At 62.3% G+C, this 25,400-nt stretch carries 28 protein-coding genes; 15 read left to right on the forward strand and 13 right to left on the reverse strand.

Features of this window, described 5'->3' with window-relative positions:
- Positions 1–67: 67 nt before the first annotated feature.
- From AC6CIG_RS22500 to AC6CIG_RS22515, 4 genes are all read right to left on the reverse strand, one after another.
- A complete protein-coding gene (locus AC6CIG_RS22500) occupies positions 68–796 on the reverse strand; it encodes a hypothetical protein (RefSeq protein ID WP_437407806.1) in 729 nt (242 codons plus the stop codon).
- 219 nt (positions 797–1,015) lie between these two features.
- Complete coding sequence (locus tag AC6CIG_RS22505) at positions 1,016–1,624, reverse strand: transglutaminase-like cysteine peptidase (RefSeq protein WP_127710734.1); 609 nt, start codon at positions 1,622–1,624, stop codon at positions 1,016–1,018.
- Between the two features lie 484 nt (positions 1,625–2,108).
- Positions 2,109–2,717 carry a PilZ domain-containing protein gene (locus tag AC6CIG_RS22510; RefSeq protein ID WP_018097840.1) on the reverse strand — a complete coding sequence of 203 codons (609 nt, stop codon included), beginning with the start codon at positions 2,715–2,717 and terminating at the stop codon, positions 2,109–2,111.
- A 67-nt stretch (positions 2,718–2,784) separates the two neighbouring features.
- The gene (locus AC6CIG_RS22515) at positions 2,785–3,366 is read right to left on the reverse strand and encodes a PAS domain-containing protein (RefSeq protein WP_437407804.1); all 582 of its coding nucleotides are present in this window, start codon (positions 3,364–3,366) and stop codon (positions 2,785–2,787) included.
- Between the two features lie 360 nt (positions 3,367–3,726).
- Between AC6CIG_RS22515 and AC6CIG_RS22520 the strand changes: the two genes are divergently transcribed.
- Positions 3,727–4,467, forward strand: a complete 741-nt coding sequence (locus AC6CIG_RS22520) for a rhomboid family intramembrane serine protease (RefSeq protein WP_018097839.1) — start codon at positions 3,727–3,729, stop codon at positions 4,465–4,467.
- A 386-nt stretch (positions 4,468–4,853) separates the two neighbouring features.
- On the forward strand, positions 4,854–5,282 hold the full coding sequence (locus AC6CIG_RS22525) for a CBS domain-containing protein (protein WP_018097838.1): 429 nt from the start codon (positions 4,854–4,856) through the stop codon (positions 5,280–5,282).
- Positions 5,283–5,440: 158 nt separating this feature from the next.
- Here AC6CIG_RS22525 and AC6CIG_RS22530 read toward each other — a convergent pair whose 3' ends face one another.
- From AC6CIG_RS22530 to folE, 3 genes are all read right to left on the reverse strand, one after another.
- Entirely contained in the window at positions 5,441–6,406 is a 966-nt protein-coding gene (locus tag AC6CIG_RS22530) for a patatin-like phospholipase family protein (protein WP_018097837.1), read from the reverse strand.
- A 330-nt stretch (positions 6,407–6,736) separates the two neighbouring features.
- Positions 6,737–7,189, reverse strand: a complete 453-nt coding sequence (hisI, locus tag AC6CIG_RS22535) for a phosphoribosyl-AMP cyclohydrolase (RefSeq protein ID WP_018097836.1) — start codon at positions 7,187–7,189, stop codon at positions 6,737–6,739.
- 101 nt (positions 7,190–7,290) lie between these two features.
- Entirely contained in the window at positions 7,291–7,905 is a 615-nt protein-coding gene (folE, locus tag AC6CIG_RS22540; RefSeq protein ID WP_003534700.1) for a GTP cyclohydrolase I FolE, read from the reverse strand.
- A 338-nt stretch (positions 7,906–8,243) separates the two neighbouring features.
- Here folE and AC6CIG_RS22545 point away from each other — a divergent pair, with 338 nt between their 5' ends.
- The 5 genes from AC6CIG_RS22545 to thrS all read left to right on the forward strand — a co-directional run bounded on the left by AC6CIG_RS22545 (position 8,244) and on the right by thrS (position 12,134).
- Entirely contained in the window at positions 8,244–8,690 is a 447-nt protein-coding gene (locus AC6CIG_RS22545; RefSeq protein WP_100673958.1) for an iron-sulfur cluster assembly scaffold protein, read from the forward strand.
- Positions 8,691–8,693: 3 nt separating this feature from the next.
- On the forward strand, positions 8,694–9,068 hold the full coding sequence (gene yidD / locus AC6CIG_RS22550; RefSeq protein WP_018097834.1) for a membrane protein insertion efficiency factor YidD: 375 nt from the start codon (positions 8,694–8,696) through the stop codon (positions 9,066–9,068).
- Entirely contained in the window at positions 9,065–9,502 is a 438-nt protein-coding gene (locus AC6CIG_RS22555; protein ID WP_437407803.1) for a DUF2267 domain-containing protein, read from the forward strand. Before yidD ends, AC6CIG_RS22555 begins: the two co-directional genes overlap by 4 nt.
- The gene (locus AC6CIG_RS22560) at positions 9,499–10,038 is read left to right on the forward strand and encodes a DUF1697 domain-containing protein (RefSeq protein ID WP_437407802.1); all 540 of its coding nucleotides are present in this window, start codon (positions 9,499–9,501) and stop codon (positions 10,036–10,038) included. The genes AC6CIG_RS22555 and AC6CIG_RS22560 overlap by 4 nt, the downstream gene beginning before the upstream one ends.
- A 113-nt stretch (positions 10,039–10,151) precedes the next feature.
- Complete coding sequence (gene thrS, locus AC6CIG_RS22565; protein WP_018097831.1) at positions 10,152–12,134, forward strand: threonine--tRNA ligase; 1,983 nt, start codon at positions 10,152–10,154, stop codon at positions 12,132–12,134.
- A gap of 192 nt (positions 12,135–12,326) precedes the next feature.
- Here thrS and AC6CIG_RS22570 read toward each other — a convergent pair whose 3' ends face one another.
- Positions 12,327–13,322, reverse strand: a complete 996-nt coding sequence (locus AC6CIG_RS22570) for an RgsD C-terminal domain-containing protein (protein ID WP_437407801.1) — start codon at positions 13,320–13,322, stop codon at positions 12,327–12,329.
- A gap of 100 nt (positions 13,323–13,422) precedes the next feature.
- On the opposite strand from AC6CIG_RS22570, the gene AC6CIG_RS22575 reads away from it, so the two are divergent.
- Together AC6CIG_RS22575 and AC6CIG_RS22580 are read left to right on the forward strand one after the other, a co-directional pair.
- A complete protein-coding gene (locus AC6CIG_RS22575; RefSeq protein ID WP_018097829.1) occupies positions 13,423–14,007 on the forward strand; it encodes a nitroreductase family protein in 585 nt (194 codons plus the stop codon).
- Complete coding sequence (locus tag AC6CIG_RS22580; RefSeq protein WP_275598046.1) at positions 14,007–14,609, forward strand: flavin reductase family protein; 603 nt, start codon at positions 14,007–14,009, stop codon at positions 14,607–14,609. Before AC6CIG_RS22575 ends, AC6CIG_RS22580 begins: the two co-directional genes overlap by 1 nt.
- Before the next feature lie 45 nt (positions 14,610–14,654).
- Here the strand turns inward: AC6CIG_RS22580 and AC6CIG_RS22585 are convergent, their stop codons facing one another.
- The gene (locus tag AC6CIG_RS22585) at positions 14,655–15,374 is read right to left on the reverse strand and encodes an aldolase/citrate lyase family protein (RefSeq protein WP_498323851.1); all 720 of its coding nucleotides are present in this window, start codon (positions 15,372–15,374) and stop codon (positions 14,655–14,657) included.
- A gap of 71 nt (positions 15,375–15,445) precedes the next feature.
- On the opposite strand from AC6CIG_RS22585, the gene AC6CIG_RS22590 reads away from it, so the two are divergent.
- A complete protein-coding gene (locus AC6CIG_RS22590; RefSeq protein ID WP_437407799.1) occupies positions 15,446–16,576 on the forward strand; it encodes a DUF2336 domain-containing protein in 1,131 nt (376 codons plus the stop codon).
- A 15-nt stretch (positions 16,577–16,591) separates the two neighbouring features.
- Here the strand turns inward: AC6CIG_RS22590 and AC6CIG_RS22595 are convergent, their stop codons facing one another.
- Entirely contained in the window at positions 16,592–17,023 is a 432-nt protein-coding gene (locus AC6CIG_RS22595; RefSeq protein ID WP_100673950.1) for a hypothetical protein, read from the reverse strand.
- A 271-nt stretch (positions 17,024–17,294) separates the two neighbouring features.
- On the opposite strand from AC6CIG_RS22595, the gene AC6CIG_RS22600 reads away from it, so the two are divergent.
- Entirely contained in the window at positions 17,295–17,765 is a 471-nt protein-coding gene (locus AC6CIG_RS22600) for a GNAT family N-acetyltransferase (RefSeq protein ID WP_437407798.1), read from the forward strand.
- A 14-nt stretch (positions 17,766–17,779) separates the two neighbouring features.
- On the opposite strand, the gene parE is transcribed toward AC6CIG_RS22600, so the two are convergent.
- Positions 17,780–19,840: a DNA topoisomerase IV subunit B gene (gene parE, locus AC6CIG_RS22605; protein WP_018097823.1), complete on the reverse strand. Its 2,061-nt coding sequence runs from the start codon at positions 19,838–19,840 to the stop codon at positions 17,780–17,782.
- 192 nt (positions 19,841–20,032) lie between these two features.
- Between parE and AC6CIG_RS22610 the strand changes: the two genes are divergently transcribed.
- Positions 20,033–20,968 (forward strand): alpha/beta hydrolase, encoded by a 936-nt coding sequence (locus tag AC6CIG_RS22610; protein ID WP_437407797.1) that lies wholly within the window; start codon positions 20,033–20,035, stop codon positions 20,966–20,968.
- 147 nt (positions 20,969–21,115) lie between these two features.
- Entirely contained in the window at positions 21,116–22,441 is a 1,326-nt protein-coding gene (locus AC6CIG_RS22615) for an FAD-binding oxidoreductase (RefSeq protein WP_498323853.1), read from the forward strand.
- Here AC6CIG_RS22615 and AC6CIG_RS22620 read toward each other — a convergent pair.
- Both AC6CIG_RS22620 and AC6CIG_RS22625 read right to left on the reverse strand, forming a co-directional pair.
- Positions 22,438–23,043 carry a YceI family protein gene (locus AC6CIG_RS22620; protein WP_437407796.1) on the reverse strand — a complete coding sequence of 202 codons (606 nt, stop codon included), beginning with the start codon at positions 23,041–23,043 and terminating at the stop codon, positions 22,438–22,440. The genes AC6CIG_RS22615 and AC6CIG_RS22620 overlap by 4 nt on opposite strands.
- The gene (locus AC6CIG_RS22625) at positions 23,040–23,666 is read right to left on the reverse strand and encodes a cytochrome b (RefSeq protein WP_100673946.1); all 627 of its coding nucleotides are present in this window, start codon (positions 23,664–23,666) and stop codon (positions 23,040–23,042) included. The genes AC6CIG_RS22620 and AC6CIG_RS22625 overlap by 4 nt, the downstream gene beginning before the upstream one ends.
- A gap of 257 nt (positions 23,667–23,923) precedes the next feature.
- Between AC6CIG_RS22625 and tpiA the strand changes: the two genes are divergently transcribed.
- Entirely contained in the window at positions 23,924–24,694 is a 771-nt protein-coding gene (gene tpiA / locus AC6CIG_RS22630; RefSeq protein ID WP_437412521.1) for a triose-phosphate isomerase, read from the forward strand.
- 122 nt (positions 24,695–24,816) lie between these two features.
- Positions 24,817–25,302 carry a preprotein translocase subunit SecG gene (gene secG, locus AC6CIG_RS22635; RefSeq protein ID WP_018097817.1) on the forward strand — a complete coding sequence of 162 codons (486 nt, stop codon included), beginning with the start codon at positions 24,817–24,819 and terminating at the stop codon, positions 25,300–25,302.
- Positions 25,303–25,400 lie beyond the last annotated feature (98 nt).

Raw genomic sequence — 25,400 nt, forward strand, 5'->3', positions numbered from 1 at the left:
ACCCCGCGCATACTCCCCCATCCCGTTCTAGCCGGCGCATTGGCTGCATCACGACTCTTCGTCAAAATCACGGCACGAGATGTGTGCTGATGTAAGTTTCTATCGAATCTTCGATGGTACGCCACTGCGGCAGCAACCTGCTGGAGAAACGGTAAAGAACGATGAGGTCCTTGCCCATGTGAACGTCGCGCTGGCAATCGGCGCTCGTCGATGCCGCGGGGGGCTCAGGAAGCACGCAGCGCAGCACATAGGCAGGGCGCCCGTCCCTCTCGGCAGTGAAGAAGACTTCGCCGGCATAGCTGGAATCCGGCTTTGCGTCGTACCTTGTGAGGCCCTCGGGGCCGGCCTGCGGCGCGTGCTGCAGGACATGGCGGTAGACGGGGGCCAGACGCCCCGACATGTCGCGAGACATCGTACTTTGCGCGACCTGCAGGAAGATCAGATTTTCCGGCCGGCTGACATCGTCGAACAATGGCCGCGTCTCCTCGCTGTAGCCTTCGAGCCCCGGCCAGGTGAGATAGAGATCCACGCGCTCGACGATGCTCGTGTTACGTTGGTTTTCGAAGCGAATGACATTCGCGGGCAGGCGCAAATGGTCCTGGCCGATGAAGATGTCGTAGGTTTCGCGGCTCGCAGTGTGGCCGGCCTGGGCGAGATGTTGACCGAACCAGCGTCCGGAAAAGGAGAGCGCGATCGTCAGCGCAAGGAGGATCACGACGGCTGCGGCAGCTGTGCATACGGAGCGGGATGAAAGGAGCGGCAGGAGTTCCGGTTCGGGAATGTGGGGCGGGTTCATGGCTGCGCCGTGGGATACCTGATCAGGGGCGCGTTCTATCCGCTCGAAGGCCAATGAATGACCGCGCCGCGCGGAACTCGCTCGCGGCCAAGGCTCGTCCAACTTGGTTAATATTGGGTGAAGCGTGGCGGCGGCCCGGGAAAATCGGCCCGGGCCCGGACGGGGTGCCGACGGGGGCCGATCAGAGGCGCAGGCCATGGCCTGCGCCTGCTCATGTCGTTACTGCGCGCTGACGCTGCCGACGGCGAGAGCGCGACCATCCTGCAGTTTCACCCAGCGCCCGGCATGTTCCGAGGACTGCCGCTTCAGGTAGGTATATTCCGTGTCCGACCAGAGCAGCACCTTGCTGCGCATGTTGTCGAGAACGAAGTCGCCGCGATCGGTGCGCACCGTCAGGACGGCATGACCGTCGCCATTCGGCTGCAGGACGACGGTGATCAGAAGATCGGCGGGGGAGAAGCCGCTTTCGATCAGCTTGCGGCGCTTCAGCAGCACGTAATCCTCGCAGTCCCCGACGGCATCCGGGTAGGACCAGTTTTCCTCGACACCATGGATTTCCATGTCGGTCATCGGAGCGATCGCCTGATTCACCTCGTAGTTGATTTCGAGGATCTTCTTCCAGCTTTCGCGCGTCAGCTCCGCCGGGCCAGGATCCTTGCCAATGGCCTGGCATTCGGAGGGATTGGCCTTGCAGAACTCGTAATGTCCGATCGGCGGGTTGGTCGCGCCGCCGACCGTCATGTTCGCCGGCGCCGCGTAAGCCGCCCCGGTGATGAGGCCGGTGGCAAGGGCTGCGGCAGCGATCGCCATGGTGATGATTGTGCGCATGATTGTCTCCCCGTTGTGGTTCGACATTGGCACAGAGTTTTTTACCGGCGGCGAAGATCGGAAGTAAAAACAAGAACAAACTCGAATAACATAAGAATAAAAATTGAGGAGAACTGTAATAAAATTCGATTCAAAATTTATCGATTTTTATGCCGCTTGTCGGCGCCCACCGGGAGCGACTAGGGGAAAAGGTCGCGTAAGACGTTGAATATTTTGAAGAAACATAGTCGCGGCGAGCGTGGCAGGACCGCGATTGCGCGTCCCGCCAGGCATGCAGCCGGTGACGGTATGACCCATCGGAGCCATCAGCAAGTAGTGCCAGATCGCTGGGAAGAGTAACGCCCGGTTTACCAGAAGCTGTTTCTGTTGTCGGCCCGTCGCGGAAGAGCCGATTTGCACTGGCGAGGGCAGAGGCCTGGTCCAGGCGGTCCGCCGAGCAATCGCCGCCTCTGCGGACGTTATTCCGGGGCTACGTCGGGTGCGCTTACAGAAACTCGGTCAGCGCCTCGCGGGACTGTATCCCGGAGAATTCGATGGCGACGCCTTCCTGGAAATGACGGACGATCCTGCCCTTCATATTGCCCAGCCTGACCGGCGATCCTACGGCGGGCCGTGTGTCGATGTCGACCGCCGCGCCGGAGAGCGAGAGGTCGATGATCCGACAGCTGTATCTCTCGCCGGTATCGACGGTGAGTTCCGTCAATGTCTTGCGGGGCGCAAGCCGGTCATGGCGCCGGTCTTCCGGCAGACCGAGTTCGTGTTTGTTGGCGATCCAGGTCAGCTGTGCCGCAAGCTTCTCGCGCTTGCGCTCCGTGGCGTTGAGCTGAATCACGAACGTATCGTCCGCGACGCGCGACACTGTGCCTTCGAGGCGACCTACATGGTCGACATAGGCAATGATACGCTCCCCGCCGCGCGGACGCGCGGGGGAGGTTAAGAGAACGTCGCCCGGCGACATCTCCAAGGCGGTACAGTCATACTCCTCGTGACTGGCAAGCATCAGTCGTCCCGAAAGATTGACCGAAACGCGCTGAAACGCACTTTCCTGATGTGGTTTCGGGGCGCTGTTCTGCGCATGCTGGAAGGAGAACATGATCACTCTATGATGGATATAGTTTGCAGGCGAAAGTATAGACCGCACCGATTAACAGAAGGTTCGCTCAGTTTCGTCTTCCGCCCTCGAAGACGCGCAGGTGCTGCGTCATGCGGAAGGGGCGGTCGCAGGCATCGATGCGGCTGGCGGTCAGACCGGCAGTGGAGCGCTCAGACGCGGGGAATGCGGCACACCGGCTGTCGAGGACAAGGTGCTGCAATGGCTTCATGTGCAGCCATATCGGACGGGACAGCGGCGACAGCGCGCCGAGTATGCGGTCGCCCGTGCCATCGGGAGAGGCGAGGGGGGTGAGCAGAACTTCCACGTCCAGCCGATCCCCGGTTGCGGTTGCGCCGGACGCGGCCAGAAGCATCGGCGTGCATCGCTTCACGACCTCACCGGCGATACCGGCAGCCTCCTCCTGCTGTCCGCCGAGCCACAAGGCGGAGAATTGACGGTGGCGGAGTTCGTCGCCGAACAGGCCGCAGATGTGGGTGCCCGCGAGACGAAAGTGTATTCCGCCGTCCGCCTGCGCCTGGAGGATGAAGATGTTGGGCAGGAGTGAACGAATATCGGCGGGCTGGATTTCGTCACGGCGCGGGAGATCGCGGTCGCCGCGAACTTCGTTCCAGTATTGAAACAGTTCCATGCTCGTTCTGCTGCGCATTTTTGCCCGATCGGTCGTTGTTGCGGCGCAGACCGTCCCGAATCGGGAGAGTCGGCGGCCCATTGCGTGGTCCTTGAGTGAATGGAGCGATTTTCGTGCCAGCGCGAAATTAAGGTTAACGGCCGGTTTCGATTGCGCTCGACGCCGGCGGCTGCCATTTCATTCGGCAGCACTTCACGAAGGATTGCCTTCAGCACATCGACTGATACGCGCGGATCGGCGCGTGACGCCGTTCAGTTTTCACTGGACGGCGTTTTTTTGTTTGCTTATCCCTTGCGCGCTGCTGCGGGCGGTTCGCCGCCGTTTGAGCGCAACCGCAGCGACCGAAGGGAAGAGGCAGCTATGGAACGGGATCAGGCGGCAACATCACCGGAAACCGATGTCGAAAGTCCCGGCGTCCGCAGTCGCGAGCCCGCCTTCAATCTTCCGCCGGGGCTGACCGGCATCCTTTTGTTCCTGATCGCGGTCCATGTCTTGAGGACCTATGTTCTGCCGGCCGAGATCGACCAGGAGCTGATCCTCAACTTTGCCTTTCTGCCGGTGCGCTACACGCTGCCGCTCGGTGAGCAGGGGCTGGTCTGGCTCTGGACGCCGGTGACCTATTCCTTCCTGCACGGCAGTTGGGAGCATCTCATCTTCAATGTCTTCTGGATGGTCGCGTTCGGCGCACCCGTCGTCAGACGGATCGGGATGGCCAGGCTCGCCTTGTTCTGGTGCCTGTCGGCGGCGGCCGCCGTCGGCTTGCACATCATCTTCCATTGGGGCGAGATGGCGGTGGTGATCGGGGCTTCGGGTGTCGTTTCCGGCTTGATGGGGGCGGCGGCCCGGTTCGTATTTTCCCCGAGCGGTCGCATCAGCCGCCAGTTTGCCCATCTCAATCGGCGGCTGTCGTTCGTGGAGACGCTCACCAACCGGTCCGTGCTCGTCTTCACCGGGATATGGTTCCTGACCAATTTGCTGGTGGGCTTTGGCATTCTGTCGATCGGAGGGGCAGGAAGCGTGGCCTGGGAGGCGCATATCGGCGGTTTCCTCTTCGGCTTCCTTCTGTTCGCATTCTTCGATCCCCGAAGGCAGGAAAGGTGAGGCGCCGCCAGCCGGGAAGAAGCTTCGACCGGCTTCGGGCGAGGGGTGCGACAATCGATTGTGTCAACCGCGGAATTTTTCGTGATGCCTGATTTCGCCGCAGAGGCGGACGGCTTTCTGCAGAAGCCTTGATTTCCTGAAGTCGCTGGAGCACCATTCATCACGGCCGCCGAATTGCTCGAGGCGACCGCGGAAAAGGCCGGGTGCCGGCGTAGCTTTGTGCTCGAGGAGGCGAAGGGCTGCGCAGGCGCCGGAATGGGTACGGGTTTCCTGCGGCCATTTGCACTGTCATCGCGGTCTTCCTTCCACCGGAGGAAAGTGCAGTGACCGGCACGGACGGAAACTCTTCCCGTCGGCCCGGTTTTGTCGCAACGGGAGATGTGCGCATGTCGGTGAAAGCGATTCTCAACGAAAAAGGCAGCAACGTCGTCACGGTCACGGCGCAGGTGACGGTGCAGCAGGTCGCGACTTTACTGCATGAAAATCATATCGGAGCCGTTGTCGTCGTCGATCCGGAGGAGCATATCGTGGGCATCATGACGGAGCGCGACATCGTCGCCTCGATTGCGAGATATGGTGCCGCCTGCCTCGACAAGCCGGTTTCTTCCGTCATGTGGCAGAACGTCTATTGCTGTCGCGAGGAAATGTCTGTCGACGCGCTGATGGAGATGATGAGTAAATTTCGCGCGCGTCATCTACCCGTGGAGCGGGAAGGCCGGCTGGCCGGCATTATTTCGATTGGAGACGTGGTGAAATATCACATCCGCGCCATCGAGAACGAGGCCGAACAGATCAAGGCCTATATCTCCGGCTAAGGCCTGTTGGGATTCATTTTGAGTTTATGACGGCTGACCGTGCGCCACTCGACTCCTGTGGCAAGCACAGGAATGGAGAAATCAAACAAGCGCGCCGGGTGTACGGATCTCAACGGGCCTTGGAACACTTGGGCCGATCCGCAAGTTCTCCCGGCCTTTCAACGAGGCAGCGGTTCCTGCATGCGCCGGATTTCCGAAAGCTTGATCTTGGCTTCCTGATAACCGCGCTCGATCGCTTCGCCGGCGCGGTGGAATTCCGAAAGTCCGATATCGTTCAGCTTCGGGTGGAGCGACAGATCCGGCGGATCGCCAGCCAGCCGGGCGCGCGAAATGCGGTCCTGAATGATGTTGAAGGCCTGGACCATCACACTGGTCATGCCGAGCCGTGCCGAAAAACGGTTTGTCTCCGTCGCCGGCGCGTCCGGCGTTTCCATGCCGGCACTGTGCTTGACGACCGCCGAGCGCCCGTAGACGTCGTAGTTCAGGTTGACGGCGACGACGTGCAATTGCTCATGTGCGCGGCAGACCGAAACGGGAACGGGGTTGACCAGCGCGCCGTCGATGAGCGTCCGGCCATTGGCGTTGACGGGCTCGAAGATGCCAGGCAAGGCGTAGGATGCGCGAATGGCGGTAATCAGGGATCCTTTCTCGATCCAGACCTCGTGGCCGCTGTAGACTTCCGTGGCGACGGCCACGAAGGGCCGGTCGAGATCCTCGATACTGAGGTTCTGCAGATGTTCCTGCATCCGCTTGGTGAGCCGCAGACCGCCAAAGAGGCCACCGCCGCCGATCGCGAAATCGAGCAAGCCGGCAATACGGCGCACGGTAAGCGAGCGGGCGAAAGCCTCCAACTCATCGAGCTTGCCGGCGAGGTAACAGCCGCCGACCAGCGCACCGATCGATGTGCCCGCAATCATTCCGACTTCGATGCCCTCCTCGTCGAGGGCTTTCAGGACACCGATATGGGCCCAACCTCGCGCAGCACCGCCGCCGAGCGCCAGCGCGATCCTGGGTTTCACGGACTGGGAAATGGGTGGTTCTGGAGGAGTGGTCGTGATCGATGACCCGTTCGCGCCGGAAAGATCGGCGATCTGACTGTTACGCGTGAATGTCCAGTTCAGCATCCGGCACCTCCGACACCGCCGAATAGATTAGCTTCCGACACGGCCCTGCAGCCCTACTACCGCATATTCCTGGAACCGAAGCGATTCGGCCATCGAAACATGCCGGTGCCGGCTTCACGTTTGGTCGCTGAAAGTCTGACACCATGATCGAGATATAGCACTGAACCGGCTACAAATGCGGCCCGCCCGATAAACATTGGATACAGCCTGCAACACATTTTGGTACTCCGCCGTTACCGCGGGAACCACTTACAAGATTAATGATTAGATGCCCGTTTGGTTGCCAAAAGATGAATATATCACCCAGGTGAACCAGGAAAATGCAGATGCTCAGTTGCCGGCGTAAATCTGCGCCGGATCGAAATGCCTGTGGTCGTCGGTGATCGCCACTTTTGCTTCGCCATCGGTGACGCCGACCGTCCGATAGAAGCACGAGCGGCGCCCGGTATGGCAGGTAGCATCGTGGCCAGCCACAGAGACTTTCAACCACACGGCATCCTGGTCGCAATCGGTTCGTATTTCCCGGACGGTCTGCAAATTGCCCGAGCTTTCGCCCTTCTTCCACAGGCGTTCGCGTGAGCGGCTGTAGTAATGCGCGATTCCGGTTTCGAGCGTGAGGGACAGCGCTTCGGCATTCATGTGCGCGACCATCAGCAATTCGCCGTCGCGGGCATCGGTGACGACGACCGTGATCAGACCCTTCTCGTCGAAACGCGGGGTGAAGGCCGGGCCGCTTTCCAGTTCGGCCTTGTCCTGCGGAGGGGATGCAAAAGTGAGCGTCATAGTCCGAGCTCCACTACAGCGCCGCGCGTCTCGGTCAGACGCGCAAGGTCGCTGTAGCACTTGGGGGTTGCTGCATGCTTTTCAACATGCGGTGGCGGAGCTTACTTGAAGCCCCGGAGCATCGTCATGAAACGGACCTGTTCGGCCGGCTCGCTCTTGAACGCACCGGTGAAGGTGGTCGTCAGCGTCGTCGCGCCCTGCTTCTTGATGCCGCGCATCGCCATGCACAGATGCTCGGCCTCGATCATCACCGCCACGCCTCGGGGCATGAGGGTCTCGTCGATGGCCTTGGCGATCTGCGCCGTCATCGCTTCCTGCGTCTGCAGACGACGGGCGTAGATATCGACGACCCGGGCGATCTTGGAAAGGCCGAGCACGCGGCCGTTCGGCAGATAGGCGATATGAGCCTTGCCGATGATCGGCACCATGTGGTGCTCGCAATGCGAATAGAACGGGATGTCCTTTTCCAGCACGATATCGTCGTAGCCGGAGACTTCCTCGAAGGTTCGCCCGAGCACGTCTTCAGCCACGAGATCGTAGCCGCCGAAAATTTCCCGATACGCCTTGGCGACGCGCGAAGGCGTGTCCTTCAGGCCTTCTCGTGCCGGATCTTCACCTGCCCAGCGCAACAAGACGCGAACGGCTTCTTCGGCTTCCTTCTGCGTCGGACGACCTGTGTCGTCGAGCACAGGAAAATTCTTCACTATGGCGTCCATATGGCCCCTTCAAGCAATACGAAATTGCTGACGTTTTATCTTTTCGGACAACTCGCCATTGGCCATACGCCTAACCCTGCAGGCTTGGGTTCCGTTGGCGGGCTCCGGGGCTTTCGGGTCTCGGCTTAGCAGTGCACTGGACCGTCCGGCACGGTTTCCCAAACAACAGGCGACATTTGATCCCCTTGCGGAACTGTCACCCCAACACGACATAGCATATAGTATGGTGCCACATGGATAAAAGAGCCCGAATGCGCCACGCCTTGCTTTTTTCCCGCCGCCTGGGGAAAATCATGCGCCGAACGCCCGAAACCGCGAAAAATCCACCGGATTCCTAAATGATAGACGACATTTACAACAGCAGAATTCTCGAATTCGCAGGGAATATTCCGCGCCTCGGAATGTTGACCGACGCCGACGCCGAAGCCGCCGCGCATTCCAAGCTTTGCGGCTCGAAGGTGAGGATCTGGCTGAAGATGGACGGCGACGTCGTCATCGACTTCGCCCATGACGTCAAGGCCTGTGCGCTCGGCCAGGCGTCCTCATCCATCATGGCGCGCCATGTCGTGGGTGCCCATGCGGACGAGATCCGGCAGGCTCGCGAGGACATGCTGGCCATGCTGAAGGCGGATGGGGAGGGGCCATCGGATCGTTTCGAAGACATGCGCTTTCTGAAGCCCGTCAAGGACTACAAGGCGCGTCATGCCTCGACAATGCTGACTTTCGATGCCGTCGTCGATGCCATCGGTCAGATCGAGGCGAGGCGCCTCGCCGCGGCCGTCTGAGCCATGTGCCCTCAGCCCCATGCCGATCATGCATTCACCCGTGGCGATGCCGGTGCCGCCGGAGGGCGGAATTGGTCTGGGCCGTTCCGCAAGACGCCGGGGCGCCTCGTCGGCGTCACCCTGATCCGCGCCTATCAACTGACGCTGTCGAGTTTCATCGGCAATTCCTGCCGGCACTTGCCGACCTGTTCGGAGTACGGCTTCGAGGCGATCGCCCGATACGGCCTCTGGGCCGGCGGGTGGCTGACCTTGTTCCGGGTCATCCGCTGCGGCCCGGGCGGAACCCACGGATTCGATCCGGTGCCGGAAAGCCTCGCACCGCGCCAGCGCTGGTACACGCCATGGCGCTACTGGCAATTACGCCGAAAGGACGCATGAGAGCCGTGACCATTCCGATGGAATACCGGCAGGCCTCTGCGGATTTCGACCGGTTCATCGTCGACGCGCGCGATATCGCCGCTCTTCAGACAACCAATCAGGCCTATACCATGGTGCAGGCGGTGCTTTACACTTTCCGCCGTCGCCTCGATATTTCCGGCGCCCTGCTTTTCGCCAAGGCGCTACCGCCGGTCCTTCGAGCGATCTTCGTCGCCGACTGGGACCTGGAGGAGCCGACCGTGCCCTTCTGCGAACGCCGGGCGATGACGCGCGAGGTGCAAGCCTTCCGCGGCAATCACAACGTCTCTCCGGAAACGGCGATCGCAGACGTAGCCGCGGCGTTGCGGCGCAATATAGACGAAATGCTGCTCGATCGCGTGCTCGCGCGCCTACCCGCGGGCGCTGTCGATTTCTGGCGGGCTTCAGGCGAATGAAGGCTTACGTCGCCTTGCTGCACAGCATCGTTCTCGCCGGCGGCCGGCGCGTCGTTATGGCCGACTTGAAGGCAATGGCCGAAGCGCTCGGCTACAGGGCGCCGCGCACGCTCGTCGCCACGGGCAATCTTCTGTTCGAGTCGCCAGCAAAGCCGCTCGCGGAATTGGAGGCCGAACTCGAAGGGACTTTCGAGAAGACCTTCGGCCGTCACGTCGACATCATCCTTCGTTCCGCGGAGGACTGGTCGAGACTTGCGGCAGGCAACCCTTTTCTTGCGGAAAGCGAAAGGGATCCTGCGAGCGTCCACGTGCGGGTGATGCGCTCTCCTCTCGAAGCCGACATGCGGGAAAAACTGCTCGGCCATTGCTCCAGGGGCGAGCGGGTGGCCATCGTCGACGGCGATCTCTGGGTCGATTTTGCCGGCAGGGCGAGCGAATCGAAGTTGCTCGGGGCGCTAACGACCAAACGGCTCGGCATCGGGACGGTGCGCAACTGGAACACGGTGAGGCGACTGCGTGAAATGGTTGCCGGTTGAGCGGCCGCCGCGCCTTTACTCCACGGTGAAAAAGCTTTATCAGGCCCGCGAACCGGCCCGGCCGGCAAACCATACCACCCGCATTCGTTGGCGGGACTGGATAGGAGATCATGATGTCGCATTCTGTTTCCCTTACATTTCCTGATGGCTCCGTTCGAGAATTCGCCGCCGGCACGACCGGTCGCGATGTCGCGGAATCGATCTCGAAGTCTCTCGCCAAGAAGGCCGTCGCGATCGCCATCAGCGGCGAACTGCGCGATCTCTCGGATGCCGTGACGGAAGGTAGGATCGAGATCGTCACGCGCGACGACAAGCGCGCGCTCGAGCTCATCCGCCACGACGCGGCCCATGTCATGGCGGAAGCCGTGCAGGAGTTGTGGCCGGGAACGCAGGTGACCATCGGTCCGGTCATCGACAACGGCTTCTATTACGACTTCGCCAAGAACGAACCCTTCACGCCGGACGACCTGCCCGTCATCGAGAAGAAGATGCGGGAGATCATCGCCCGCAACAGGCCCTTCACCAAGGAGGTCTGGTCGCGCGAAAAGGCCAAGGAGGTCTTTGCCGCCAAGGGCGAGAATTACAAGGTGGAACTCGTCGACGCCATCCCCGAGGGGCAAGACCTGAAGATCTATTACCAGGGCGACTGGTTCGATCTCTGCCGCGGGCCGCACATGGCCTCGACAGGCCAGATCGGTACGGCGTTCAAGCTGATGAAGGTGGCGGGCGCCTATTGGCGCGGCGACAGCAACAATCCGATGCTGACGCGCATCTACGGCACTGCGTGGCACACGCAGGAGGAGCTGGATCAGTATCTGCACGTGCTCGCCGAAGCCGAGAAGCGCGACCATCGCCGGCTCGGCCGCGAGATGGACCTCTTCCACTTCCAGGAGGAGGGGCCCGGCGTGGTCTTCTGGCATGGAAAGGGCTGGCGGATATTCCAGAGTCTCGTCGCCTATATGCGCCGCCGGCTCGAAGGCGATTACCAGGAGGTCAATGCTCCCCAGGTTCTCGACAAGTCGCTGTGGGAGACCTCCGGTCACTGGGGCTGGTATCGCGACAACATGTTCAAGGTGACTGTCGCCGGCGACGATACGGACGATGACCGCGTCTTCGCGCTGAAGCCGATGAATTGCCCCGGACACATTCAGATCTTCAAGCACGGTCTGAAGTCTTACCGCGAACTTCCTGTTCGGCTGGCGGAATTCGGCGCAGTCCACCGTTATGAACCCTCCGGCGCGCTGCATGGCCTCATGCGCGTCCGCGGCTTTACGCAGGACGATGCGCACATCTTCTGCACCGACGAGCAGATGGCGGCCGAATGCCTGAAGATCAACGACCTGATCCTTTCCGTCTATGAGGACTTCGGCTTCAAGGAGATCGTCGTGAAGCTGTCGACGCGGCCGGAAAAGCGCGTGGGCTCCGATGAGCTTTGGGATCGCGCCGAAGCCGTGATGACGGAAGTCTTGCAGACCATCGAGGCGCAGTCCGAAGGCCGCATCAAGACCGGCATCCTGCCGGGCGAGGGCGCCTTCTACGGCCCGAAGTTCGAGTATACGCTGAAGGACGCGATCGGCCGCGAATGGCAGTGCGGAACAACGCAGGTCGACTTCAACCTGCCGGAGCGTTTCGGCGCCTTTTACATCGACAGCGAATCCGAGAAGCGCCAGCCGGTGATGATCCATCGCGCCATCTGCGGTTCGATGGAGCGTTTTCTCGGCATTCTGCTGGAGAACTATGCCGGCCACATGCCGCTGTGGATATCGCCGCTGCAGGTGGTGGTCGCAACGATCACGTCGGAAGCGGACGATTACGGCCGCGAAGTCGCCGAACGCTTGCGTGATGCGGGGCTGACGGTCGAGACCGATTTCCGCAACGAGAAGATCAACTACAAGGTCCGCGAGCATTCGGTGACGAAGGTTCCGGTGATCGTCGTCTGCGGCAAGCGCGAAGCGGAGGAGCGCTCGGTCAACATCCGTCGCCTGGGTTCTCAGGCGCAGACGCCAATGTCGCTGGACGAGGCGGTCGCTTCGCTTTCCGCCGAAGCCATGGCACCGGACCTAAAGCGCAAGAGCAATTCCAGGAGAGGTGTGTAACGGTTTTCGTGCGCGAGTGCGTAGTTTCAAAACGTTCGAGCGCACGCCCGCAACTGAAACTGTGGGATTCCGTGAGCACCGTTGTGAGGCTCTTGTCGCGCGGCTGCCGCTCATCCGGCGGCCGCCACCTACTGCCATCTTGATGGGTGAAGGTACCGGCAGGCGGTTGAGGGGTCGGGCGGGGCTACGTCTTCAGTCCTGCGCGTCCGCGGCCTCGTCGGGTTCGCCGCTGCCGTTGAGCAGCACTTCAACATCAGTGTTGACCCCGGCCTTCACGGCGAAGTCGCGCTGGTAGATCTTGTCCTTGTTGCGCGCCACCGCCGTGTAGCTGCCCTCGGCAAGGATGAGGGTCGGGAAGGCGCCGACGCTCTCGCTGACGACGTCGCCGGAGGAGGTGAGAATCGACCAGGCGGTATCCGCAATGGCTTCGCCGCCGGCTTCCGAGACGAGTTTCAGGGTCAGCTTCGCGGCGCGGTGCTGGATCGTCGCTTCGGTCAGCTTGCCGGCTTCGATCTGGATGTCGGCACGGATGACGGCATTCACCGATCCGTAGTTCGACACGACGTGGTAGGTGTCGGCATTGAGCTGAACCACCGTACCGGGCTTCACGTCGGCGACCACGAGGCCGCGCTCGCCATCCTCCCTCACGTCGGAAGAGAAGATCGAAAAGCTGAGTTCGTTCGGCGGGATGCGGACATCGCTGCCGGAGACGGCGTTCAGCATGACGCCCCCGGCATCGAGCACGAGCACCTGTTTGTCGAGCGGGCCGTCTTCGGGCACACGAATCTTGCGGGTCGCGCCGGCCCGGCCAAAAGCGACATTGACGAAATATTCGCCGGGCACGAGATTGAAAGCGGTGGAGCCGCCCTCGGAGGTCGCGAGCAGCGGCAGCTTTCCGTCGCTGCCCGGAATGGGGCTGAAGACCCGCCAGGTAAGGCCCGATTGGACCGGCTTTCCATTATCCGTCAGCAGTGCCTCGAGCTTCACGTCCTTCAGTTGGCCGCCCTGCATCGGATCGGTGATGAGCGGGCTGAAGCCGGTAAGCTTCGGCATCTTGTGCGTGCCGGAGATCGAGGGAAAGCTCTTGAAGGCGTCTGTGGCATCCTCCGCAAGCGCACGTCCCGCACCGGGCCCGGCGAGTGTGATCGCCAGAACGGTTCTCAGGAAAATACGAGGACGGAGACGCATGAGAGCAGTTGACTTCTTGACTGGGTGACTCCACTTGGGACGCCGGTATGGCATTTTCGTGGCTGCCGATCCGGCGGCAAACTAGTGGAATTCGCTCGATATGAAAACCGAAATAAAGCTTGTCGACTATCTTGCCTCCCGCAGGTCCATCCCGGCCTTTCAGATGGGTGAGCCAGGACCCAGCAAGGCGGAAGTCGCGGAGATGCTGAAGCTCGCCTCGCGCGTGCCGGATCATGGCAAATTGGCGCCGTGGCGCTTCATTGTCTATCGGGGCGAGGAGAGGGCGCGCATCAGCGCCGAACTGAAGAAGATGGCGCTTGCCGCCAGGCCGGACATGCCGGAAGAGATGATCAAGGTCGAGGAGGCGCGGCTGACGCGCGCGCCCGTCGTGGTCGCCGTGGTCAGCAAGGCGGCGCCGCATTTCAAGATTCCGGAATGGGAGCAGCAGATGTCGGCTGGTGCCGTCTGCCTCAATCTGCTGATGGCCGCAAATGCGCTCGGTTACGCTTCGAACTGGCTGACCGAGTGGTATGCCTTCGAGGAACGGGCCTATCCGCTGCTCGGCGTGGCGCCGGGCGAGAAGATTGCGGGCTTCATTCACATCGGCACCGCAATGGTGCCGCCGACGGAGCGCCCCAGGCCCGAACTCGAAGAGATCGTCACCTGGGTCGGGGAGGGCGACTGATGTTCTACGATACGGCCGGAAACGGACACGGCCTGCCGCACGATCCCTTCAAGGCGATCGTGTCGCCGAGACCGATCGGCTGGATCGGCACGCGCGCGGCCGATGGGGCGCTGAATCTCGCGCCCTATTCCTTTTTCAACGCCATCAGTGACCGGCCGAAGCTCGTGATGTTCGCCTCGAGCGGCTACAAGGATTCGGTACGCAATATCGAGGCGACCGGGGATTTCACCGCGAGCTTTGCCAGCCGCAACCTGAGCGAGGCGGTCAATCTCACCTCGGTGGCAGCCCCGCATGGTGAAAGCGAGTTCGAGATTGCCGGGCTGACCCCCGTCGACGGAACGCTCGTGAAGGCTCCCTTCGTGGGAGAGGCCTTCGCGGCGCTCGAATGCCGGATGACGGATATCTTTCGTCCCAAGGGCGTCGACGGCGTGGCTTCCGACAGCTATGTCGTCATCGGCGCAGTGGTCGGCATTCACATCCGCGAGGAGGCCATTCGCGACGGGCGGTTCGATATGGCGACCGTGAAGCCGCTCGCCCGGCTCGGCTACATGGACTATTGCGATGGCGGCGACGTCTTCGAAATGATCCGGCCTGTCCGCTAGATCACGATGGTTCAGGTGATCGACCTGAGACCGTCGTCCATCGATTCATCCCGTCTGGGCTTGGGGCGCGACACCTGCAGCGGCAAGAAGACCGATCTGTTGCGGCGAGCGGATGGCAACGCTGGAAAAGCCATTCTCTACGCTGCTTTTCCACAGGCGTCGCACGGCCCCCTCATCATCGGCGTCGACCGGCAGCATGTCGTAAGCCGCGATGCGGGCCTCGTGAGCTCTCAGGACCGCCGCCGCGCGGCCGGCCCGAACGACGGCCGGCGCATCGCCGGTTTCGGTGACGCGCCTGCAACCACACGCTTCCGCCAGGGCCGAAGCATCGAATATCAGTGCCGAGAGGCGCGGTGATGCACCCGCCAGCGAATGCGGCGACAGGACGCTTTCCGGCGTCGTCGCGTATTCGGCAAGAATCACCGTTCGGCCCTCGGCCTTGCCGGCCGCCGCCTCGGCGACCCTGAGCAGCACATCGAGCCGCTGAATGTCTGCGGGGCCGCGGCATCCGGGCAGCACGATGCCATCGAAGCCGTTGCCGATCAAAGCGGCAAGCTCGTCTTCGCCGGGATCGCCGCTCGTCCCGATCCGGGCGAGCAACAGGCAGCCTGCATCCTGCCGAGGCAGGTCCGAGAGTGGCCGGCCAGTTTGGCCGCCGGTCATCACGACCGCTTGAACGGCGGTCAGGATCTCCTTCGGAGGCGACGGGTCGCCGGCCGGCAGATACAGGAGCGGTAGGGTGGTTATCGCGCCGTTAACAGACATGGTGAACCAATCTTAAACCTTTGGCCGCTAGGCTTCGAGCATGGGGCTGCTCGGTGACTAGTGGGGCATAGGTGATCATACAAGCATTTCTTCGCTGGGTGGAAACGGCGAAAGCCAGCGAACGTGCCAGTGCTGCCAGTGCGCTTGGTCGCGCCTATGCTGAAGCCGCTGTGAACGGCATCGATCGGCGAGCGGCCGAAATGGCCATGACCTTTCTCCTCGACGATCCTTCGCCCAAGGTGCGTCGATCTCTTGCCGAGGCGCTGGCCGATTGCCCGGTTGTACCGCGCTCGATCATCAAGGCGCTTGCGCAGGATCAGCCCGAGATCGCCTACGTCACCATTTCCCGCTCTCCCGTCCTGAACGACGAAGATCTTGTCGACATGACGGCGGACGGCGGCGCGGAGATGCGGGCAATGATCGCCTCCCGTAGCGCCGTCTCATGCGCGGTTGCGGCTGCGATCGCCGAGATTGGCGGCGAGGAAGAGGTGCTCATTCTGTTGGAAAACCCGGGGGCCAGACTTTCTCCGGGCTCGTTGCGGCGAATAGCCGACCGCCTCGGCGATAGCGTGGCCGCCCGTGGCCTGTTGCTCGAGCGTCATGATCTGCCGAGCGACGCGCGCCAGATACTCGCCGAAAAAGTCGGCGCGGCGCTTGCGGCCTCCGACCTGGTACGCGCCGTTGTGGGCGAGGAGCGGGCGCAGCGTGTCGTGCGGGAGTCGTGCGATGCGGCAGCGCTGACGCTTTCCTCGGCCTCCGCGAGGGAGGAATTGCAGCGGATGGTTGCCGGTCTCCGCAAAGCCGGCCGCCTGACGCCGGCTCTGCTGTTGACGGCGCTTTGCAGCGGCCGGACGGAGTTTTTTTCCGCGGCGATCGTGGATCTGTCCGGAGTCCCGGAAAAGCGTGTCCGATCGATCCTTTCGGGCGGGCGGTTCCACTCGATCAGGGCTCTCCTCGAAACTGCGGGTCTTGGCCGTGAAGTAAGCGGAGTGTTTTCGGAGGCCGTATTGTTCTGCCAATGCGAGGCAGATGCGGATCACGATGGGGTCTCGCCCTCCGTGGCCGCCAGACTTTCGGATCGCCTTCGCCGCCGAAGCCGCGGCGCATATCACGTCGTCGCCGAACTGGCGGAGCGGCTGGCTTTTGCCGAGCAGCGGCAGAGGGCGCGCAACTACGCGTCGCAATCCCGCCAGGCCGCGTAAGAGGACTTGATTACCTCAATTGCCGAATCGGCGCGCCACCCAGGAATAGCCGTCTTCGACGTAGTGGACCGGTGCGCTGACGATCGCCTTCAGTTTCTCCCGGTCGGGTACGGCGCCACTGATCAATGCCAAAGCGCGCCTCGGCAAGGTTGGTTCTCCGCCTTCCGCCGCTGGGGGTGTGTTTTGCTGCAGGCCCGGCTCGGTCGGAAGCGTTGCATTCATCTCCGGAACCGGCTCGGTTTCCGCCGTCATGCCCGGCCCTGAGCTCTCGCACACGGCCACCACGACCGGGTAGTTCCTGTCGGAGAACCGCGGCAGTTCCTTTTGCGATTCCGCGTCGCACTGCACGATCGACGGCCAGTCGCCGTTCACGGTCGAGATGTAATGGCATTGGGTCACGTTGTCGTCGCAACCGAGAATGGTCATGACGATCAGGGCGGCTTTCATGGTCACTTCTTCCGTTCAGATGATGGCGACTCCCTGTTTATGGCCGTCCGATTCTTTCCAAAGAAGGGCAAAGCCGGCCGGGCCTGAAACAAATTGTTTCTCCCCGTTACGCGGATTGATTGTGATAGCTGCGAACTTGCGTCGTTTGGCGTATTGGTCCCGGCGTCCTTCGGCGTTAGAGCGTTGGTACCGGGCGCTTCCGGGGCGGGACCGAATGGATTCCTTTGGAAGCTCACATCCAGCTTACGATCGTGCATGGGGAGAGACTGAAATGACCGCCGTAGCCATCGCCGAAGAGTCGCCGCGCCAGCCGGCCGTCATCCGCCTGCTCGAATTGTCCGACGCCTATGCGGCATCGCTCTATCCGGCCGAAAGCAATCATCTGGTCGATCTGTCTCAGTTGGAGCAGCCGGCCGTATCCTTTTTCGTCGCTCGACGTGACGGCGAAATCGTCGGCTGCTGTGGCCTCGTCGAAGCAGGCGACGGTACGGCCGAGATCAAGCGGATGTTCATCGACCCGGAGGCGAGGGGGCTGAAGATTGGCAAGCTGCTCATATCGGCCCTTGAAGCCAAAGCGGCAAAGCTCGGTCTGACGGCGATCCGTCTTGAGACCGGCATCCATCAGCCGGAAGCGATCGGCCTGTACAGGGCATCCGGCTACGTGGAGCGCCCGCCCTTCGGCACCTATCTGCCGGATCCGCTGAGCCTGTTCATGGAAAAACCGGTTCGGCAGGAGCCGTGAGGGCGATCACGCGTTCAGATATCCAGGTTGTCCGCAAAAACGGCGCGCTCCTGGATGAAACGGAAGCGGGCCTCGGCTTTCGTTCCCATCAGGCTGTCGACGGCATCGCGGGTACCCTCGAAGTCGACATCGTCGATTTCGACCTTGAGGAGCGTCCGCTTGGCCGGGTCCATCGTGGTTTCCTTGAGCTGCGCGGGCAGCATCTCGCCGAGGCCTTTGAATCGCCCGAGTTCGACTTTGCCACGGCCATTGAACTCCGTCCGCATCAGCTCTTCGCGATGCGCGTCGTCGCGGGCATAAAGCGTCTTGGAACCCTGGCTCAGGCGATAGAGCGGCGGCACGGCGAGATAGAGATGGCCGCCGCGAATCAGCTCCGGCATTTCCTGGTAGAAGAAGGTGATCAGAAGAGATGCGATGTGCGCACCGTCGACGTCGGCGTCGGTCATGATGATGATGCGCTCGTAGCGCAGGTCCTCTTCGCGATACTTCGAGCGCGTGCCGCAGCCGAGCGCCTGGACGAGATCGCCGATCTGCTGATTGGCACCGAGCTTCTCCCGGCCGGCGCTGGCGACGTTGAGAATCTTGCCGCGCAGCGGCAGGATCGCCTGGTTGGCGCGGTTGCGCGCCTGTTTGGCCGATCCGCCGGCCGAGTCCCCTTCGACGATGAAGAGTTCGGCACCTTCCGCCGTATTCTGGGCGCAGTCCGCGAGCTTGCCCGGCAGGCGCAGCTTGCGGACCGCCGTCTTGCGGCTGACTTCCTTTTCCTTGCGCCGCCGTACGCGCTCTTCGGCGCGCTCCACCACCCAGTCGAGAAGCTTGGCCGCCTCTGCCGGATTGTCGGCGAGGTAATGGTCGAAAGGATCGCGAAGCGCGTTTTCGACGATCCGCTGCGCCTCCACCGTTGCCAGCTTGTCCTTCGTCTGACCGACGAATTCCGGCTCGCGAATGAAGACCGAGAGCATGCCTGCCGCGGAGATCATGACATCGTCGGTGGTGACGATCGCAGCGCGCTTGTTCTGGGTGAGCTCGGCGTAGTTCTTGAGCCCCTTCGTCAGCGCAATGCGCAGGCCCGCCTCGTGCGTTCCCCCTTCGGGTGTCGGGATGGTGTTGCAGTAGGAATGGATCTGCTGGTCGCCGCCATACCAGGTGACCGCCCATTCGAGCGAACCGTGGCCGCCGGACTTTTCCGATTTGCCGGCAAAAATCTCGCGGGTGACGGTGAATTCCTTGCCGAGCGTGGCGGCGAGATAGTCCTTGAGGCCGCCGGGAAAATGAAACACGGCCCTGTCCGGGATTTCCGAACCTTCCGGCAGGAGCGCCGGATCGCAGGACCAGCGGATTTCGACGCCGCCGAAGAGATAGGCCTTGGAGCGGGCCATTCGGAAAAGTCGCGCCGGCTCGAAGCGGGCATGCGGTCCGAAGATCTGCGGGTCGGGGTGGAAGCGGACCCTGGTGCCGCGCCGGTTGTGTACGTCACCCAGGTCTTCCAGGCCGCCCTGCGCGATGCCGCGGGAGAAGCGCTGGCGATAGAGCCGGCGGTTGCGTGCAACCTCGACTTCAAGGTCGTCCGACAGTGCGTTGACCACCGAAACGCCGACGCCGTGCAGGCCGCCGGAAGTCTCATAGGCCTTGCCGTCGAACTTGCCACCGGCATGCAGCACCGTCATCACCACTTCGAGCGTCGACTTGCCGGGAAATTTCGGGTGGTTCTCGACCGGGATGCCGCGGCCGTTGTCGGTCACCGTCAGGTAGCCGTCGGCGTCCAGGCTCACGTCGATGAAGTTGGCGTGCCCTGCGACCGCCTCGTCCATCGAGTTGTCGATGACCTCGGCGAACAGATGATGCAGCGCCTTTTCGTCCGTCCCGCCGATATACATGCCCGGACGGCGCCGGACCGGCTCCAGACCTTCCAGCACCTCGATTGCCGAAGCGTCGTAGTCGCTGCCGTCGCTCGTCTTGGGTGCGGGGCGCGGCGCTTCGTTACCGGCGACGGGGGCCGCGGGCTTGCGTGGCGCGGCATCCGCCGGCTTCGGCTGTTGGGGCATAGCGGAAAAAAGGTCGCTGCTGTCGTCCATGAAGCGTTCAGATCGTTCCTGTCTAAGTGTCGGCTAGGCCATAGCAAGACCGCGGCGCGGCCGCCATCCTTTGTCGCGCGAATCACCGGAATTCTGCCAGAGTCTCGCCGGAAGAGCGAACAAAAGGCGAATTTCGATGCCCCGGAGGAAGAAATATCCTTTAATGAGTCAGATTTGCCGCGCCAGTGTTGCTTGGCCGAGGCGCCGGTGGCAAGGCATGCGCCGAACGAGGGAGCCGATCGGGTGTCCATGTCCACAATTCTTTTCTCCGTACGGCATCTGATCGGCGCGCTTCTTTTCGCGAGCCTTGCCGTTTCCGCAAGGGCCGAACCCCTTGAGCCCTACAAGGATGCGCTGTTTCGCAATAGCAAGCTGCTTCAGGAGGCGGATGGCGGCGACTTCCGCGTTGTCGATTACCAGGAGCTCCGCGACATCAACGAGCGCGACCAGATCCCCGAGCGGCGGGTGAAGCGCGCTTACGTGTCGCTCGGTGTCAAGAGCGTGCAGGTGAACGAGACGCTCGGTCTGGGCGAGCGGGGGCTTGACGTCACCCGCGTCGGCCCCGATCGCGGCGCCGCATTCACCGTGATCTTCATCCATGGTCGCGGCGGCGACCGCCGTCTCGGCGTCAATGATTTCTCATTCGGAGGCAATTTCAATCGCCTCAAAAATCTAACTGTCGTCAATGGCGGTACGTATTACGCTCCAAGCGTCAGGTCCTTCGATGCTGCGGGCGTAGCGGATATTTCGGCTCTGATCCGCTTCGCCGCGGAGCGCTCCGGCGGCCGGCCGGTGGTCCTTTCCTGTGCCTCCATGGGAAGCTTCATCTGCTGGGGCATAGCCCGCCGAGAGGCAACCGTCTCGGCCCTTGGCGGCATGATGATCATGGGCGGTCCCGCCGACCCCGACTTTCGCAAAAGTGCGGCCTACGGCGCGCGGCTGCCGATATTCTTCAGCCACGGCAGCCGCGACAGCGTCTATCCGGCCGCGTCCCAGATCGCGTTCTATCGCAGCCTCAGATCGAAGGACTATCCTGCCCGTTTCGTCCTGTTCGAAACAGGTTCGCATGGAACGCCGATCAGGATGACGGACTGGCGAGAGGCGCTGAACTGGATTCTCGACCGCTAGATCACGATGTTTTTAGGTCGGGTCGACCTAAAAACATGAACGTGATCGATTCCAAGAAGTTGGAGCGGGATGCGGGCGGAAAACCGCACACACTTTTCCTCACCCCGCTCTAGATTAACGCGATCGGTTGTGGAGTTGACGGCGGCAATGAGGATGGACGATTCCGAGAACGCAGGGCGGTTTGGAAACCGCTCTCAACCGACCGTTTCACCCGATGACTACGAGGACGGCATGAGCTCGGTGGGCCCCATGGCGTTTCTTCCCGTGGGCAATGGCCTGAGCTATGGCGACGTTTGCCGCAATGAACTTGGGACCCTTATCGCAAGCAGGAGGCATAACCGCATCCTGTCTTTCGATCCGGGAAGTGGGACCATTCGCTGTGAGGCCGGCGCTATCCTTGCCGACCTGCTCGCGCGCGCCGTCCCGCACCGCTTTTTTCTTCCCGTGACGCCGGCGACGGGCCTCGTCACCGTCGGCGGTGCCGTCGCCAACGACGTCCACGGCGGCAATCACCATGCGCGTGGCTCCTTCGGCAATCACGTCCGGCGCCTGACCCTGCTCCGTTCGACGGGCGAACGCCTGGTCTGCTCGCCCGAGGAGAATGCAGAGCTCTTCGCTGCGACGATCGGCGGCCTGGGACTGACCGGGCTGATCCTCGACGTCGAGCTTCGGCTGATGAAGGTGCCGTCGCCGCATGTCCAGCGGCACGTGCATCGCTTCGACAGCCTCGATCGATATTTCACGCTGGCCGAACGAGCCGAAGAGGAGCACGAGTATTTCGTAGCCTGGCTCGACCAACTCGCGACGGGACGGCGCATGGGGAGGGGCGTGCTGTTCGCCGCGGATCACGCCGACGGCGCTTGCGAATATCCTGACATCCCGAAGGGGCCGAGGCTCGCCGTGCCTTTTTCTCCGCCCTTCAGTCTGTTCAACAGCGTGACGCTGAAACTGCTGAACGAATACCGCTTTCGCAAGCACGACCGTGGCGAGACCGTGTCGACGGAGACGTGGGCTTCCTACTTTCACCCTCTCGACGCGATCGGCGGGTGGCGCAGGCTCTACGGGCGGCGTGGACTCTGCCAGCATCAAAGCGTCTATCCCGTCGCGACCGCGCCGGAGACCACGGCGCGGTTGCTTGAAACAGCCCGCCGCGCCGGTCATGCGTCCGTAGGGACGAAGCTGCAGCGTTTCGGTGACATAGCCTCCCCTGGGGTTCTCTCCTTTGCGAGGCCGGGCTTCACCCTGACCATGGACTTTGCCGATCAAGGCGAGGCGACGGTCAAGCTGCTCGACGCTCTCGACGAGATTGCCGTTGTGGCCGGCGGTGCGGTCAATCCGTGCCAGGACTTCCGAATGAGCTCGGCCGTTTTCGAAGCATCATTTCCCGCCTGGAAAAGACTGGAGGCACTGCGCGATCCGGCAATGGTCTCGGCCTTCTGGCGGCGCACGGCTTTGGCGCCTGGGCAAACCTAACGCTTCTGCCCCCTTATGTTCATGTCGAATTCCACGACATTGGAATAAATGGGCGTCCCGACGGTCATGCCGTAGGGCGAGCGACGGATGCTGCCGCGGATCGTGAAGGAAATCGACCGCCTGTTCCAGTCGGTAAGCCTCACGTCGAAACGCTCCTTGCGGCTCTTGCCGCGGGCGGTCAGAACGCCCTCGATCGTTGCGGTGTCCGGGCCGGTCTGGCTGACGCCGGTAGAGTGGAAGGTCACGGTCTTGTGGTTGGCCGCATCGAACACTGCGCTGGAGCGCAGGAAGTCCTCGATCCGGCGCTCGGTGGACCTCACGCTCTCCGGAAAAAGCGTGAATTCCACGGAGGATCGCCCGATGTCATGGCCATCGATCCGGAATACGCCCGAGAATTTAGTGAAGCTGCCGGCAATGCCGCCGCTGCCACCTACTTGTCCGACGCTGAACTGAATACTCGAGGAGCTCGCGATACGGTAGTTCCCGGCAGCATTCGCAAGTGCCGGCGCTTTTGCGCCCTCAACCGGCGTCCCTGCGAGGCCAAGGGCGAGAAGCGAAAGCGGCAGGGCCACTGCCATGGACTGCTTGCCTGGGCTGGTCATATGCGTTTCCTCTCGACAACGGTGTCGTCCTTTTCGGAAGTGTCGGCGGTGCTGCCGGTGCGCGGCATCGGCCCGGAGCGAAGCATGCGGATGAGCACCAAGTCGCGCCGCACGAGATGGTGATAGAATGCTGCCGCCGCGTGGATTGCGACCAGGCCAAGCGTCACATAGGCGAGCGTTGCATGGGCGAAGGCCCAGAACGCTTCCGAAGCCCCGGATGTCGGGAGCGGCAGATGCGGAATGACGATCAAGTTGAAATAAAAGCTCGGGATCGCCAGCGTGGAGACCGACACGACCGCCCAGCCGGACAGCGGCACGAGGAGTGCGAGCGCGATGAGCGACAGATGCGTGGCCCGCGCAGCCATGTGCTCCATCGGGCCAAGGGTGGGAGAGGCGGCCGGACTGGTTTCCACGAGCCACCAGAGCATCCGAAACGCAGCCAGTCCCAAGGCCGTGAAGCCGAACGACTTGTGCCACTGGTAAAGGGAGAACTGCAAAGCCGGGTCGATCTCGATGCGCCGCATGACGATGCCGGCGAGGATAAGCCCGAGGATCAGAACGGCGATCGTCCAGTGAAGGGCGATCGTCACCGTTCCGAAACCGTTGTCGCTGTTGCGCAGCATGGCAGACTCCGACGCCCGGTGCGTACGTCTACGTGGCGGTAGAACGTCTCCGCCTTAGACGCCCACGGCGCCGTTTTTATTCGCTTTCGCCGGGACGATTTCCCATTGGCTTGAGCGCCGGCAACGCTGGACGGGGTGGGCGGATTCGCCGTGCTCGGAGAGGCGACACCGAATAATCCGGCTGGTGCCTTTTTTTTACGCGAGCGATTTGCTACGCCGCTTGCCGAGACGAAGAGACCTGATCTGGAGGAGACCCCATGACGCCCGATATCCGCCCGCTCGTCGCCGGCAACTGGAAGATGAATGGAACCCGCGCGTCTCTCGATCAGATCAAGGCAATGGCCGAGGGCGTCAAAGGCGACCTTTCCGCGAGGGTGGACGCCCTGATCTGCCCGCCGGCCACATTGCTTTACGTTGCGACCGCGCTTTGCGACGACAGCCCTTTGATGATCGGGGCTCAGGACTGCCACCAGAAGCAGTCGGGAGCCCATACCGGCGAAGTCTCGGCTGAAATGGTCGCCGATTGTTTCGGCACTCATGTGATCGTCGGCCATTCCGAACGGCGCACCGATCATGGCGAAGGTGACGCACTGGTGCGTGCCAAGGCCGAGGCCGCGCATGGCGCGGATATCGTCGCGATCGTTTGCGTCGGTGAGACGGAACAGGAGCGCAAGGCCGGCCGGACGCTCGACATCCTGAAGCGCCAGCTCGCCGAGAGCCTCCCGGACCAGGCGACGTCCGAAAACACGGTGATCGCCTACGAACCCGTGTGGGCGATCGGCACCGGCCTGACGCCCACCGTGTCCGACGTCGACGAGGCGCACGCCTTCATGCGCCGCGAGCTCGTCTCGCGCTTCGGCGCGGAAGGCGGCAAGATGCGCATCCTCTATGGAGGCTCCGTCAAGCCCTCGAATGCGAAGGAACTCATGGGCGTTGCCAATGTCGACGGCGCCCTGATCGGCGGCGCGAGCTTGAAAGCGGATGATTTCCTCGCCATCTACAGGGCCTATGAAGAATTGACTGCCTGATTGCCGCGGGACTTGGAATAGCTGGCGGCTTGGTATAAAGAGGCGCCAAATTTGACGCGGCCCCACGGTGAGGCCGGCGCCGTTCGATTCGCATGCCCCGCAGAGGGCAGGACTGGAAGCTGATGCAGACCATACTACTCGTCATCTATCTCATGGTGGTCGTCGCCCTGATCGGCGTCGTTCTCATTCAGCGTTCCGAAGGCGGCGGTCTCGGAATCGGCGGCGGCTCGGGCTTCATGTCTGCGCGTGGGACGGCCAATGCGCTGACCCGAACGACCGCCATTCTGGCCTTCCTTTTCTTCGCGCTGGCGCTGGCGATGGGCATTCTTTCGCGCTACGAGCCGCAGGCGACCGACATTCTCGACCGTATCCCGGGAACGAGCTCGAGCGGCGGCGTTCTCGATTCGCTCGGTGGCGGTCAGACCGCACCGGCCGGCGGAAACACCGAGACTCCGGCCAACGGCAACGGCGCCAACAACGCCGCCCCGGCAGGTGGTACTGCCGCGCCTCAGGCCCCGGCAGATGCCGCGCCTGCCGCTCCGGCTCCCGCGGCCCCGGCTGCTGGCGCCAACGGCAATACGGGATCGCAAGTTCCGAGCGGTCAGTAAGGCCGGAAATCAGAAGATCTGCCGGCGGATGGCTTCATCCGCCGGTTTTGTTTTGTGTGAAATCCGCCCTTCCGCACGGAAAATTCTGAAAGATGAAT

The sequence above is a fragment of the Sinorhizobium sp. GQ132 genome, assembly GCF_059758575.1.

Excerpts from the sequence above, each read along its gene's own strand:
- AC6CIG_RS22500 (WP_437407806.1), bottom strand. The coding sequence starts at position 796 with ATGAACCCGCCCCACATTCCCGAACCGGAACTCCTGCCGCTCCTTTCA.
- AC6CIG_RS22505 (WP_127710734.1), bottom strand. The coding sequence starts at position 1,624 with ATGCGCACAATCATCACCATGGCGATCGCTGCCGCAGCCCTTGCCACC.
- AC6CIG_RS22510 (WP_018097840.1), bottom strand. The coding sequence starts at position 2,717 with ATGTTCTCCTTCCAGCATGCGCAGAACAGCGCCCCGAAACCACATCAG.
- AC6CIG_RS22515 (WP_437407804.1), bottom strand. The coding sequence starts at position 3,366 with ATGGAACTGTTTCAATACTGGAACGAAGTTCGCGGCGACCGCGATCTC.
- AC6CIG_RS22520 (WP_018097839.1), top strand. The coding sequence starts at position 3,727 with ATGGAACGGGATCAGGCGGCAACATCACCGGAAACCGATGTCGAAAGT.
- AC6CIG_RS22525 (WP_018097838.1), top strand. The coding sequence starts at position 4,854 with ATGTCGGTGAAAGCGATTCTCAACGAAAAAGGCAGCAACGTCGTCACG.
- AC6CIG_RS22530 (WP_018097837.1), bottom strand. The coding sequence starts at position 6,406 with ATGCTGAACTGGACATTCACGCGTAACAGTCAGATCGCCGATCTTTCC.
- hisI (WP_018097836.1), bottom strand. The coding sequence starts at position 7,189 with ATGACGCTCACTTTTGCATCCCCTCCGCAGGACAAGGCCGAACTGGAA.
- folE (WP_003534700.1), bottom strand. The coding sequence starts at position 7,905 with ATGGACGCCATAGTGAAGAATTTTCCTGTGCTCGACGACACAGGTCGT.
- AC6CIG_RS22545 (WP_100673958.1), top strand. The coding sequence starts at position 8,244 with ATGATAGACGACATTTACAACAGCAGAATTCTCGAATTCGCAGGGAAT.
- yidD (WP_018097834.1), top strand. The coding sequence starts at position 8,694 with ATGTGCCCTCAGCCCCATGCCGATCATGCATTCACCCGTGGCGATGCC.
- AC6CIG_RS22555 (WP_437407803.1), top strand. The coding sequence starts at position 9,065 with ATGAGAGCCGTGACCATTCCGATGGAATACCGGCAGGCCTCTGCGGAT.
- AC6CIG_RS22560 (WP_437407802.1), top strand. The coding sequence starts at position 9,499 with ATGAAGGCTTACGTCGCCTTGCTGCACAGCATCGTTCTCGCCGGCGGC.
- thrS (WP_018097831.1), top strand. The coding sequence starts at position 10,152 with ATGTCGCATTCTGTTTCCCTTACATTTCCTGATGGCTCCGTTCGAGAA.
- AC6CIG_RS22570 (WP_437407801.1), bottom strand. The coding sequence starts at position 13,322 with ATGCGTCTCCGTCCTCGTATTTTCCTGAGAACCGTTCTGGCGATCACA.
- AC6CIG_RS22575 (WP_018097829.1), top strand. The coding sequence starts at position 13,423 with ATGAAAACCGAAATAAAGCTTGTCGACTATCTTGCCTCCCGCAGGTCC.
- AC6CIG_RS22580 (WP_275598046.1), top strand. The coding sequence starts at position 14,007 with ATGTTCTACGATACGGCCGGAAACGGACACGGCCTGCCGCACGATCCC.
- AC6CIG_RS22585 (WP_498323851.1), bottom strand. The coding sequence starts at position 15,374 with ATGTCTGTTAACGGCGCGATAACCACCCTACCGCTCCTGTATCTGCCG.
- AC6CIG_RS22595 (WP_100673950.1), bottom strand. The coding sequence starts at position 17,023 with ATGAAAGCCGCCCTGATCGTCATGACCATTCTCGGTTGCGACGACAAC.
- AC6CIG_RS22600 (WP_437407798.1), top strand. The coding sequence starts at position 17,295 with ATGACCGCCGTAGCCATCGCCGAAGAGTCGCCGCGCCAGCCGGCCGTC.
- parE (WP_018097823.1), bottom strand. The coding sequence starts at position 19,840 with ATGGACGACAGCAGCGACCTTTTTTCCGCTATGCCCCAACAGCCGAAG.
- AC6CIG_RS22615 (WP_498323853.1), top strand. The coding sequence starts at position 21,116 with ATGAGGATGGACGATTCCGAGAACGCAGGGCGGTTTGGAAACCGCTCT.
- AC6CIG_RS22620 (WP_437407796.1), bottom strand. The coding sequence starts at position 23,043 with ATGACCAGCCCAGGCAAGCAGTCCATGGCAGTGGCCCTGCCGCTTTCG.
- AC6CIG_RS22625 (WP_100673946.1), bottom strand. The coding sequence starts at position 23,666 with ATGCTGCGCAACAGCGACAACGGTTTCGGAACGGTGACGATCGCCCTT.
- tpiA (WP_437412521.1), top strand. The coding sequence starts at position 23,924 with ATGACGCCCGATATCCGCCCGCTCGTCGCCGGCAACTGGAAGATGAAT.
- secG (WP_018097817.1), top strand. The coding sequence starts at position 24,817 with ATGCAGACCATACTACTCGTCATCTATCTCATGGTGGTCGTCGCCCTG.